The sequence below is a fragment of the Emticicia sp. C21 genome (assembly GCF_003418935.1).
In the GTDB taxonomy this organism is placed as follows: domain Bacteria; phylum Bacteroidota; class Bacteroidia; order Cytophagales; family Spirosomataceae; genus Emticicia.
This window is the reverse complement of record NZ_QVMT01000006.1, coordinates 1-12758: the sequence shown is the minus strand read 5'-3', so window position 1 is coordinate 12758 and position 12758 is coordinate 1. Positions and strand designations below refer to the sequence as shown.

Annotated in this window: 12 protein-coding genes; 9 read left to right on the top strand and 3 right to left on the bottom strand. The window is 37.5% G+C overall.

What is annotated here, in order from left to right; genetic code table 11:
* The first annotated feature begins 25 nt into the window (after window positions 1-25).
* From trpB to D0T08_RS14620, 7 genes are all read left to right on the top strand, one after another.
* Entirely contained in the window at window positions 26-1234 is a 1209-nt protein-coding gene (gene trpB, locus D0T08_RS14650; protein ID WP_116983416.1) for a tryptophan synthase subunit beta, read from the top strand.
* A 51-nt stretch (window positions 1235-1285) separates the two neighbouring features.
* The gene (locus D0T08_RS14645) at window positions 1286-1666 is read left to right on the top strand and encodes a Dabb family protein (protein ID WP_116983415.1); all 381 of its coding nucleotides are present in this window, start codon (window positions 1286-1288) and stop codon (window positions 1664-1666) included.
* 87 nt (window positions 1667-1753) lie between these two features.
* The gene (gene trpA / locus D0T08_RS14640) at window positions 1754-2530 is read left to right on the top strand and encodes a tryptophan synthase subunit alpha (protein ID WP_116983414.1); all 777 of its coding nucleotides are present in this window, start codon (window positions 1754-1756) and stop codon (window positions 2528-2530) included.
* 181 nt (window positions 2531-2711) lie between these two features.
* Complete coding sequence (locus D0T08_RS14635) at window positions 2712-3983, top strand: aspartyl protease family protein (protein ID WP_116983413.1); 1272 nt, start codon at window positions 2712-2714, stop codon at window positions 3981-3983.
* A gap of 239 nt (window positions 3984-4222) precedes the next feature.
* Window positions 4223-5569 (top strand): tetratricopeptide repeat protein, encoded by a 1347-nt coding sequence (locus D0T08_RS14630; RefSeq protein ID WP_116983412.1) that lies wholly within the window; start codon window positions 4223-4225, stop codon window positions 5567-5569.
* Window positions 5570-5629: 60 nt separating this feature from the next.
* The gene (locus D0T08_RS14625) at window positions 5630-6205 is read left to right on the top strand and encodes an ATP-binding protein (RefSeq protein ID WP_310586261.1); all 576 of its coding nucleotides are present in this window, start codon (window positions 5630-5632) and stop codon (window positions 6203-6205) included.
* The gene (locus tag D0T08_RS14620; RefSeq protein ID WP_116983410.1) at window positions 6202-6825 is read left to right on the top strand and encodes a response regulator transcription factor; all 624 of its coding nucleotides are present in this window, start codon (window positions 6202-6204) and stop codon (window positions 6823-6825) included. Before D0T08_RS14625 ends, D0T08_RS14620 begins: the two co-directional genes overlap by 4 nt.
* 49 nt (window positions 6826-6874) lie before the next feature.
* Here D0T08_RS14620 and D0T08_RS14615 read toward each other — a convergent pair whose 3' ends face one another.
* A complete protein-coding gene (locus tag D0T08_RS14615; RefSeq protein ID WP_116983409.1) occupies window positions 6875-9118 on the bottom strand; it encodes a S8 family serine peptidase in 2244 nt (747 codons plus the stop codon).
* A gap of 18 nt (window positions 9119-9136) precedes the next feature.
* Window positions 9137-9439 carry a LytTR family transcriptional regulator DNA-binding domain-containing protein gene (locus D0T08_RS14610; RefSeq protein ID WP_116983408.1) on the bottom strand — a complete coding sequence of 101 codons (303 nt, stop codon included), beginning with the start codon at window positions 9437-9439 and terminating at the stop codon, window positions 9137-9139.
* A 296-nt stretch (window positions 9440-9735) separates the two neighbouring features.
* On the opposite strand from D0T08_RS14610, the gene D0T08_RS14605 reads away from it, so the two are divergent.
* Window positions 9736-11064: a dihydroorotase gene (locus tag D0T08_RS14605; RefSeq protein ID WP_116983407.1), complete on the top strand. Its 1329-nt coding sequence runs from the start codon at window positions 9736-9738 to the stop codon at window positions 11062-11064.
* A 114-nt stretch (window positions 11065-11178) separates the two neighbouring features.
* The gene (locus D0T08_RS14600) at window positions 11179-11898 is read left to right on the top strand and encodes an SIMPL domain-containing protein (RefSeq protein WP_116983406.1); all 720 of its coding nucleotides are present in this window, start codon (window positions 11179-11181) and stop codon (window positions 11896-11898) included.
* Window positions 11899-11940: 42 nt separating this feature from the next.
* On the opposite strand, the gene D0T08_RS14595 is transcribed toward D0T08_RS14600, so the two are convergent.
* Window positions 11941-12522 carry a hypothetical protein gene (locus D0T08_RS14595; RefSeq protein ID WP_158561270.1) on the bottom strand — a complete coding sequence of 194 codons (582 nt, stop codon included), beginning with the start codon at window positions 12520-12522 and terminating at the stop codon, window positions 11941-11943.
* Window positions 12523-12758: the final 236 nt, after the last annotated feature.

Sequence of the window (12758 nt, the reverse complement as noted above, 5' to 3'; positions counted from 1 at the left end):
ATTACTATAGAAAAATAATATAAAGATGACGAGTACAGAACAACATAAAGGACAAGAAACGGCCTTTGCAGTAAATGCCAAAGGCTATTATGGGAAATTTGGGGGAGCCTATATTCCTGAAATGTTACATCCGAATGTAGAGGAGTTACAACAAAACTATCTGCAGATTATTCACCAGGCTGATTTTCAGGAAGAATTTCAGAATTTGTTGAAGAACTATGTGGGTCGTCCTACGCCTCTGTATTATGCTACTCGCCTATCAGAAAAATATAAAACCAATATTTACCTGAAACGGGAAGACCTGTGTCATACAGGTGCGCATAAGGTGAACAATACTATCGGGCAGATATTATTGGCTAAACGTTTGGGCAAACATAAAATAGTAGCCGAAACAGGAGCGGGTCAGCATGGAGTAGCTACAGCAACTGTTTGTGCCTTGATGGGTTTAGAATGTATCGTGTATATGGGAGAAATCGACATTCAACGTCAGGCACCCAATGTGGCTCGTATGAAAATGCTTGGCGCAGAGGTTCGTCCTGCCACCAGTGGGTCAAAAACCCTGAAAGATGCAACTAATGAAGCCTTAAGACATTGGATTAATAATCCTGTAGATACACACTACATCATCGGAAGTGTAGTGGGCCCTCATCCCTACCCTGATATGGTAGCCCGATTCCAATCGATTATTTCAGAAGAAATCCGTTCGCAGTTATTAGAAAAAACAGGTAAAGAAAATCCTGATTATGTCATTGCTTGTGTGGGTGGCGGTTCTAATGCTGCCGGAGCATTCTATCATTTCTTAGATGAATTAGATGTAAAACTCATAGCAGCTGAAGCAGGTGGACATGGCATTCATTCAGGTATGTCGGCAGCTACTACATTCCTGGGCAAGCCGGGAGTTTTACATGGCAGCAAAAGTATATTAATGCAAACCGAAGATGGACAAGTGGTAGAACCCCAAAGTATCTCAGCCGGATTAGATTACCCGGGTATTGGTCCTTTACACGCACATCTATGGGATTCTGGCAGAGCTAAATTCTATGCTATTACCGACGAAGAATCTATTGAAGCAGGTTTTGAGTTGACTAAACTAGAAGGTATCATTCCTGCCATAGAATCGGCTCATGCACTAAGTGTTTTAAAATACCTCAATGCCGAGGCAAATGAAACGGTAGTCGTCAATCTTTCCGGTCGTGGAGATAAGGATTTGGCTACTTATATGAAATATTTGTAATGTATTACACTTAGGAATTTAATTCTATCAAATAACAATCCAAAATAAACAATGAAAACCCTTTTATTAACCATCGCTTTATTTTCGTTCACTTACATGGCAAATGCACAAACAAAAGAGCCTGCGAAACTCCTTCGTCACGCTGTTTTACTCAAATTTAAAGATTCTAGCAGTCCTGCGGACGTAAAAAAAGTAGAGGATGCTTTCAGGGCATTAAAAAGCCAGATTAAAGAAATCGAAGGTTTTGAGTGGGGAACAAATAATAGCCCTGAAAACCTGAACCAGGGATTTACTCACTTGTTCTTTGTAACATTCAAATCAGAAAAAGACCGTGAGATATATCTTCCTCATCCGGCACATAAAGCCTTTGTTGGCGTTTTAGGCCCACATTTAGATAAAGTTCTGGTACTTGATTATTGGGCAAGTAAATAATCGCCCCTATCAGGCGAGCGAAATCTGTTAGATAATGTAACGCTCGCCTGCTCTTTTCATCTTCGCGTATTTTTATCTCATTTATTTATGAATCGTATTACAGAGCTTTTTCAAACTAAGCTTCATAGCGTATTGAATTTATATTTCACTGCAGGCTATCCCACGCTGAATGATACCATGCCAATTCTGGAAGCATTGCAGGAAGCAGGAGCAGATATTGCTGAAATTGGTATGCCCTACTCAGACCCTGTGGCTGATGGTGAAACTATCCAACAATCAAACCAGATTGCATTAGATAATGGCATGAGCCTGAAAGTGCTTTTTGAGCAGTTAAAAGGCATGCGTGAAAAGGTACAAATACCCGTTATTCTGATGGGTTATATCAATCCGGTTTTACAATTTGGTATCGAGAACTTCTGCCAGAAATGTCAGGAAGTGGGTGTTGATGGAATGATTCTGCCTGACCTGCCGATGGACGAATATGAGGAAGAATACAAGCCTGTTTTTGATAAATATGGTTTGCTAAATATCTTCCTGATTACACCACAGACAACAGAGGCCCGTATACGCCGCATCGACGAGATTTCAGGTGGCTTTATTTACATGGTAAGTAGCGCCAGCGTAACCGGTAAAACTTCTGGTATTTCTGACGAAATGGAAGCATATTTCAATCGGGTTAATGCCATGAATCTGAAAAACCCAAGATTAATTGGTTTTGGTATAAAAGACCACGAAACTTTCACCAAAGCCTCAGAATATGCTGCAGGAGCTATTATTGGTAGCCAGTTTATCCGTGTTTTACAAGCAGCCTCAGATATTAAAACTGATGTAGTAGAATACATAAAATCTGTAAAAGTGGGTTGAGAGGGAGGAAATTTAGAGTAGCGTATCTATTTTTTAGGCTTTTTCCTCGAAAAAGCGTTCAAGAACCGTTCAAAATTAGTTCAAATGGTAAACTCTTTTGAAAAAGCTTTTGTTTCTCTAAAAAATATTCTAAATTTCCTTAGAATTGTAATACCTATATTTATTAGAAAAGGCTATAGCTATGGAAAAGTTTTACAAACTCTGCATAATAGCTATCTTATTGATTACTAGCCAGTTGGCTTTTGCTCAAAAAGACAGGAAGAAAGATACCAGATACGGGTATCATTTTAGAGGGAAAAAACAGAAATTTGCCAAATTCCCGTTTGACCTACATGCTAATCTTATCGTTTTAAAAGCTACACTTGACGATTCAGATACCCTCCGATTTATACTAGATACGGGGGTAACTTCTACCATTGTAACCGACCCCAAACGAGCCTTGACACTAGACGTAAAATATGTACGTCGGGTAAGAGTAACAGGGGCAGGAGAAGGCGGAGATTTGATGGCAAATGTATCGGTAGGACATACGATTAGAATGGGAGATATAGTGGCATCACAACAAAACATTGTTGTGTTAGATGAAGATGTGCTGAAACTATCAGAGTTTTTGGGTGTACCCATCCACGGTATTTTCGGACACGACATTTTTAGCAATTTTGTAGTTACCATTGACTTTGAGCACAAGATGCTCTCACTCACAGACCCTAACAAGTTTAAGTATAAACGGTCGATGGGTACTATTTATCCAATTGTATTGACACAATCGAAACCTTATACAGATGCCATTGCTATGGTAAGCAACGATAATAAAGAGATTCCGATGCGATTGGTGATTGACACGGGCGCAGGACACGCACTTCTACTAAGCACCAAAGAAAATGACCCTATCCAATTACCCGGCAAGGTCATGAGAGCTAACTTAGGTAGAGGTCTGAATGGCGAAATCAACGGCCATATCGGTAGAGTAGATAAAATTCGTCTTGGGACACTCGAAATGAAAGATATTCTGGCTTCATTTCCTGATAGCCTTTCTTTCAGTATGAAATTCCCACCGAGTGTACAAGGCAGACAAGGAAGTATCGGTTGCGAATTATTGAGACGGTTTACGGTAACCCTTAATTACAAAGACGGTTACATGATTCTGAAACCTATCAAGAATCGTCTTAAAGAAACTTTCGAGCATGACATGAGTGGCATGGATGTTCGTGCCAGAGGCGACAATTTTAATCAATACTTTATCAACAAAGTAATTGAAAACTCTCCGGCCTACGATGCAGGCCTAAGAGAAGAAGATGAGATTATATTCGTAAATAACCAGAATGTAAAAGACATGGCTATCAGCGAGATTTACAAAATCCTGTCAAGAAAAGAGGGTAAAGATGTCGAGTTATTCATCAGACGTAAAGGAGAATTGAAATTTGCCAGCTTTAAGCTGAGAAGAATGATTTAAACGTATTAAAATAAGACCTTATGAAAACGGGATAATTGCGATGCGATTATCCCGTTTCTTTTAGTATTGCTATCAGCAATTACAGAGACCATACCGTAAGTGAAAATGAATAAGGGGAAACCCCTGTTTTGAAAACCTAAACACGTAATTAAGAAATTTTATCCTAATTTTGATTAAAGAGTTTATCGTAACCCATTAAAAAACTGTCTGTAAACGCACTAACCTATTTTATAAACCCTATGCTGAGATTATTTTTCATTTTATTAATAGCTACTTTAAACTTAGCATCTTGTTCTAAGAAAAGTATGGATCATGAAGTTTCCCAGAAACCATCGGACGAACAACTAGATGCCTATTGCACTTATCTCAATGCTGATAGTAGCCTCCACGACAGTACCTTTCTTCCGGTTTTTTATAAGCGTTTTAAGCAGTTTATTGCCGAAAATAAGGTTGATTCAGCTTCACAGATTTTATTCTGGGCGGGCAGAAACATGGCAAGTAATTTTAAATATGATACTGCTTTTCTTCGGGTAGCTATCAATTTTGTTAATAAATATAGTTCAAAGGTACCAGACCGTTATTTTTCAGGTATCTATCATAATGTGGGTGTTATCTATTGTGACAATGGCCAATATGATAGCTGTTCTTATTATCTCAATAAAGGCAATATTCGCCCTAGAGACTTTTATACTTATCAGAATGTAGCTGATATAAATTATGGATTACTTTTTGGCCACCTCAATAATGGCAAGCTTGAACAATCTCTTAAATCAGCCTATAAAGCACTTGAAATGTATGAGCAACAAAAGGATACTACTTTTCTGGCAGCTTGTTATTCAGGTATTGCCTGTATTTTTCGTTATCAGGATGATTATGCAGCAGCCGAAAGTTATGAAAACCAAGGCCTTAAAATTGTAAGAAAAGCAAAAGATACGACTGGTATTCTGACGGTTTCGTTAAACCGGATAGATCTTTATAATCAGATGCAACATCCGAATCTTTATCCATTTATAGATTCAACAGTGAATATATTCAAACAATGGACTCAAAAAATAGAGGATGATAAACTAGCTGTCAATAGCTGGTATGCTTTCAGGTTAGTACATGACAATAAACTGGAAGAGGCTAAAAAGGTACTTGATGAAATAAAACCTATCAGTCTGAAAAGGAGTGATGGATCATCTTTAGACTATTATTATAATGCTACATCAGAATATGACGTAAAAGTGGGAAAGGGTTCTGAAAATATTGACTTTTACTTAAAAAAAATCCCAACATTAAAAGAAAATCAGGATTATTTACGCCTTGCCTTGTATAATCAGATATTACACGATGATGCTTATATTAAAGGGAATTATAAAGCAGCTTTAGCCTATTTAGAAGCTGCTCAGATAGCACAAGATAGTCTTAACAACAAGGCGCTAAGAATAAGAGTAAAAGAATTTGACAGAAAATACCAAACCGAAAAAAAAGAACAGCAAATTGAATTGCAGAAAACAGAACTGATTCAGAAAAATACTTTTATTGCACTTTTGGTAGCTTCTATTGTCGGTTTAATAGCCGCTGCAACAGCCTACTATTTATAGCAAAGGCAAAAAACCTTAAAACAGGAAAAAGAAAGTAGTGCCAATTTTACTAAACAACTCCTGGAAAACACAGAGGAAGAACGCAAGCGTATTGCCGGAGATTTGCACGACAGTATCAGTCATGAACTACTGAATCTGAAATCAACTTTAAGTCAGGACACAAAAGTAGTCAGTAGTAAGATTGACACAATTATTAATGACATTAGGGGTATCAGCCGGAACCTTCATCCGATTATGTTTGATAAAATTGGTTTAGTACCCAATATTGAACAATTAGTTGAACGTATTCAAAACCAGAACAACTTTTTTGTAAGTACCGAAATGAATTATAGTGGTTCGTTAAGTTCAGCCAATGAATTACAGATTTATCGGATTATTCAGGAGTCGCTGAGTAATATTATCAAATATGCTAATGCTTATGCAGCCAAAATTACCCTAGTGGAACAACCCGGGAATATGTTGGTAGAAATAAAAGATAATGGTAAGGGATTCAGTATAAAAGAAACACTTAATAGTGGTAAAGCCTTTGGGCTGCATAATATTATTGAACGAAGCCGGGTGATTGGTGGAGAGGCACACATCAACTCTTCGGCTGATGGTACAGTTATCACAATTAATATCCCTGTAAAAATATGAGAATACTCATCGCCGACGATCACCCGCTGACACTCATGGGAACTAAAGTTTTTGTGGAGTCTTTGGGTTATAAAATAGAAGATGTCTGTTCAAACGGGATAACAGCCTTTAATCTGATTCTGGCGCGACAGCCTAAAATTGCTATTTTAGATATTAATATGCCCGGAATGGATGGGCTTGAAGTCCTAGAAAAAGTACATCGTCAGAAACTTCCTACCAAAGTTATTTTACTGACTATGCACAAAGAAATGACTATTTTCAAAAAAGCTAATCAATGGGGTGTATCTGGCTATATCCTAAAAGAAAATGCCTACGATGAATTACAGAAATGTCTGGAAACTGTAAAGAAAGGCGAACAATATATCAGTAAGAATTTGGAAAATGATTTAGTGATTGATAATCATTCGGCAGGACAAAACTACGCTATTGATAAACTTACTTTTACTGAAAAGAAAATCTTAGAACTAATAGCTCAACAAAAAACTTCAAAGCAAATAGCTGATATGCTCTTTATTTCCGAAAAAACAGTTGAGGGGCATCGCACTAATATTATTCAGAAATTGGAATTACCTAAAGAGAAGAATATTTTACTGATATGGGCTACGAAGCATTTTAAATGATAATATATATGTAGTAGGGGTTCAAAATTTTGAACCCCTACATTTTGCATCAATTCTCACACCCGCCAATAGTAGCATGAAAAACTGCGCCATTAGCTACTTCAAAACTATTTCCACCTCCGTTTGTACTTGGTTTTAACTCTATTTTATTTCCAGCTTTTAAGGTTACTTTAGCTGTTCCTGAAATAACATTACTAGCCTCAATTGAGTTGCTGGCCTTTAGATTAACTGTGCCAGTGGCTACATTATCTGTAGGATTCACTAATGTAAGTGTTGCCTGGCATGGTGACGGTTCGCCATCAATCGTGATTGTTACCCCTAATCTGGCACTTTCACAGCCATTAATTGTCTGTGAGGCATAATAAATGGTGCCATCCATCAATTCTGTAGAACTAACTAATAAATTACCTCCTGTAGCCGCATCATACCATTTAATGCCTGATCCTGTCACTACTATATTAGCAATGGTAGAGCCACTAGCCAAAGTCTGACTGGCATTGCCACCCGGAGCGGCCATCATAGTACCCGTTACAACCATCGAAATCAATCTTGCCTCAGCAGGAGACGAAGCCTTCTTTCTGATAGCAATGCGGTACTCCTGATTAGGTGTTGGGTTATTAATCTTCACTTGTTTGTAGTTGTTACCATTCCCATCAAACCAGACAGTAGAAATAGTAGCAGTTCCCCCCCGGTTAGCCATCGTGACTGGCTTCCAGGTACGGGTTTCAGCATTGGTACCCATGTTTTTAACCAACATATCAAAATCATATACCATTCTACTGGTAGTCGGGTCAACTGTTTCGCCTTCTTGTTCAACCCCTTCATCATCTGTCCAGGCAATAGATACAATTAGTGGTTCACAACCGCTGGCTTTAACCGTACGATACAGTTCTGCAGTTGAATTATTGGTAGGATTAGCCGTAATTTCCTCGATATATGCACCTTTGCTTGAAGCATCAGCATGTGCCTGATTAGCAGGATTTACTGATGCACTTTTATACTTAATAGCATTCGTAGCTTTTTCAACATTCACCAATCCCCAGCCAAATTTAGAGTCGGGGCCAGCCAGTCCTAAATCTTCTGCAGTGCCTAATAAAAGAGCTTTTAATGTAGAAGCTTTCATATAAGAGCCATTTAAGCTATTATAATATTGCTGTAATAATAAACCTGATGCGGCCACAGCAGGAGTAGCATAAGAGGTACCACTTGAACCCTCACCATTTCCACTATAGGCATTATCTGATGGTGTATTGGTGTTTTCATCAGCGAATAATGAAGAGTTAATGCCTGTACCTTTAGCTACTATATCCGGCTTTACACGGCCATCATCGGTTGGCCCCCAGTTACTATAACTCGACATCGTTTTATCTCCATTAACTGCTCCTACAGTTACTACATTTTTAGCAGCAGAAGTTCCTGTCACCATATCAAAACCGCCTTTACTCCAGTTACCATTGATATGTTTGTTTTCGTCATCCATCGCATTAGGGTCTTGCTCATTCCCAACTGCAATAAAGGGTAAATAACCTGGGGCATTTTTAACAACAGCATCTATTGCTACAGACGAGGCATCATAAGCACCAAAGCGCCATATTGCATCTCCTTCGCCATTAGTATAACCATAAGAATGGTTCGAAATCAGATAGCCTTGTCCTGCAAATGCTGTCATCTCTGTATAATCATTTTCCCAGTCATAGTTTTTAGCGGTTGCTCCATAGGCAATTCCTCTGGCTGAAGGTTGATTAGCAATATCTTTTCCGACCATAGTCCCTGAAACGTGTGTCTGATGGTTATTCCCTTTGTAATTTTCTCCGGTTCCATCAAGTGTTTGTCCAGCCTGCATGGCTACTTTGCCAGAGAGTAGTTCGTGGGTTGCTCTTACTTGTCCTCCATCCCATATACCTGCTACCATATTAGTGCCTGTAATATTCACTCCAACAGAGCCCCCACTATATAATTGATTGGCCTTAATCAATTCTCCGGAAGCGCGGTTTTTCGTGTTGATATACACAGGATTTCCTTTAGCATCAATAAACTTCAGATAATATAAGGAGCCATTTTTCACGAAACTCCGGCGCAATTGTGCATTCTTCGTCAGGAATTCCTGCACTTTCTTTTCGTCTTGCTCAAATTTCCTTTGTGCTTGTTGTTGTAAAGCAATAAGACTAATACGAGTATTACTGTTAGTATAAGACTGAACTATTTTTTGTCTTTCTTCGTCGGTTTGAGCTTTTGTTGACAGAAAAATGCCCAATAGAAAGGGCAGTAATAGGTAAGTACATGTTTTTTTCATGATAGAGAGGGACAAGATTTATGAGAGAGTTTTGTATTTACGACGTGAATAGGTAAATCGGGAATTATCGGTGAGTTCGACCTCAAAGCTTGCATTAGGGCTAATGACTTTTTGCGGATTTATCAGCACTCCCTTATTAATACGCTTAAAATCCTGAAAAACACTTTGCCAGTAGTTAAGACTATAACTTACAATTACTTTTTTGCCACAATCAAATTTTACCTCATTATAGGGTTGATTCCCCAGATGCTTGATATAGATAATGGTACTTTCTGCATTGGGATTAAGAACTCTTGAATTTCTATTAATAGGCGTGAACATACAGTTTGTACTTGTTGGGTTAAATATTAGGTTAGTTTATACTTCGGCAATTCAGACGCTCATTAGTATGCAATGCTGATTGAAGCAGTATTAACACTACAAAAGTAAAGTAAGTATATATGGTGGGAAATAGGGGGAAACCCTTGTTTTAGTCGAGTACAACCAAATATTTACAAGTACCATAATAACAAAAAAATAATATTCAATTTTTCACTATACTTTAACTTATATCTTGCTTATAAAGACCTTGCTCATTTTATTTATTAATTTCGTGCCGGACTTTATCATTGCATACCATGACAATTCTTATATTAAATGCCCTAGTGGTAAACGAAGGGAAGATTGAACCTCGCGATGTATTTATCAAAGATGGATTTATTGACCAGATTGGTTCAGATTTATCTAGCCTGAAAGCTAACCGTATCATTGATGCCACTGGCAAATATCTGCTTCCGGGTGTAATTGACGATCAGGTGCATTTCCGTGAGCCGGGGCTTACCCATAAAGCCACTATTTATACAGAAGCCAAAGCGGCTGTGGCCGGAGGTACCACCAGTTTTATGGAAATGCCGAATACTGTTCCGAATGCACTTACGCAGGAATTATTGGCTGATAAATACGTGATAGGAGCAGAAACTTCTTTAGCCAACTACTCTTTCTACATGGGTACTTCAAACGATAATTACGAGGAGGTGATGCGTACCGATATTCAGAATGTATGTGGATTGAAGATATTTATGGGGAGTTCAACAGGTAATATGTTGGTAGATGATGAACATGTGCTATCGAAAGTATTTGCCAATTTCCCTGCTTTAATTGCTACCCACTGCGAAGATGAAGCTACTGTAAAAGCCAGACTTGAGAAATACAAAACCCTATATGGTGATAATCCTCCTTATGATATTCATGCCATTATCAGAAATGAAGAGGCTTGTTATATTTCGTCTTCAATGGCAGTAGAGTTAGCGAAAAAGCATAAAACACGTCTTCATATTCTGCATATTTCGAGCAGCGAAGAGATTCCTTTATTTACTAAAGGGCCTATGGCTGATAAACACATTACCTCAGAAGTTTGCGTGCATCATTTATGGTTCGATGCGGAAGATTATAAGCGATTAGGGAATCAGATTAAATGCAATCCTGCGATTAAGCATGACCATCGAGAGAAGCTCCTGCAAGCCTTATTGGACGACCATTTTGATGTGATTGCCACCGACCATGCCCCGCATACCTTGGATGAAAAACAACAATCTTACTGGCAGGCACCATCTGGTTTGCCATTGGTACAACATTCATTAAATGTGATGCTGGAATTTTATAAACAAGGCAAGATTTCTCTTGAAAAGATTGTACAGAAAATGTCGCATGCCGTAGCTGATTGTTTTCAGATTGAACGCCGTGGATATATCAGAGAGGGATATTGGGCTGATTTGACTTTGGTTGATTTGAATCAGGCTACTCTGGTTGATAAAAATAGCTTGTATAGCAAATGTGCTTGGTCACCATTTGAAGGCACAGAATTCCAGTCTAAAGTGACACATACTATTGTTTCGGGGAATATTGTGTTTGCTAACGGCAAGTTTGATGAGAGCAAAAAAGGTCAGCGTTTGAGATTTGCACGTTAAGGCATTAACGCATTATTAACAGTTTTATGAATTGGGATTTGTAACAATTATCGGACGTATAGCGTTATGCTTCCGAAACACAACGTTTATTCTTGAACATAAAATTGACACAAAATGAAAAGATTATTTCTGGCCTTTCTCTTACTAGGCTACACATTTACAACTCACGCGCAAGACAATATGGCAAAAGACCCCATCAAGAAAATTGAGGTAACTGGTTCGGCAGAAATGGAAATTGTGCCGGACGAAATTTACTTTGCGATTTCGCTCAAAGAATATTTTAAAGACGAGAAAAATCAGAAAGATAAGGTTACGATTGATGTGTTGGAGAAACAATTGATTGCCGCTGTAATCAAAGCCGGATTTCCGAGAGATAATCTGACTATCAAAGCCATTACAGGTTATAGAAACTGGACAGGCAAGAAAAAGCCTTTGCACTTTCTTGAAAGCAAGCGCTATATTCTGAAAATGAACAACCTCTATAAATCTGATGTGATTCTGGATGAAGTAGATGATAAAGGCATTGAATATGTGAATATCGATCATGTTGACCATTCGCAAATTAAAGAGTATAGAAAAGAAATCAAGATAAATGCTTTGAAAGCAGCCAAAGAAAAGGCGACTTATTTATTGGAATCTATCAACGAAAAAGTGAGTGATATATTAATGATAGAAGAATTAGACGACCAGTTCTATGCGCCACAACCAATGATGATGTCTAACATGCGGATGATGAAAGCTGGTGCTGATGCTGCTCCAATGGAAGATAGTAGTCTGGAATATCAGAAGATAAAGCTCAGCTATAAGATGAAAGCGGCTTTTAAGATTAAGTAATATATGGTAAGTCCTCTGTTGTTGCAGAGGACTTGTTTTTTTCTACCCCTTAAACAAATCTCCCTGAAAATAGATAAAATCTCTTTGAGTGGCCATGCAGGCCTGATTAATTTTATATTCCATTGAATAAATTTGTGTGCAGAAATAATTAAAATTTTCATAACTAAAAAAGCCTTTAGCACAAAAAAGTAGAGGCTCATCAAGTAGATAATTATCAAAAGGCTTATCAATTTCAATATTCTGTGTTTTTATTTGAATGCGCCTATCTTTTACCACTTCCAATTCCTTTTTAACACTATTATATAACTCATCTATATTACTTTCCAACAGTTTGATCTGGTATAATTCTAACGGAAAATTTTCTTTAATATAACTTTTCATTCTTTCGATTCTGTTTCTAATTCCCTCTATTATTTCTACTTTATCTTTTAATTCTATAAATAGATTTAGTTTCGTTTTAAATTCTTCACCAACACCTTTTTCTTTAGCTCTTTTATATGCGATTTGCAGGGCATGCATTTCCAATTTGATAATTTCCTCTTTTTGATTCTCAATTTCATCATTCAATTGAACAATTAACACTTTTGCTTCTTTCCAATTATATTTTTTTTCCGTCAAAATCAAAGGTTTTTATTTTTATATTTCCATTTGCTATTTCTTCCAAAATTCTTCTATCATCCAGATTAAAATAATAACTATCTATTAATTTTCGATTTTTTATGTTGAATATCTTTTCAATGAACTTGTCTAATATTATTGGTTAAATAAAAAGATGCTCAAATAAGGAGTAATTTTGTTTTGCGAACCAAAATAAAAACCTACAATGAGCATCCTAAGCAAAGATAAGATTAAAAAGTTCA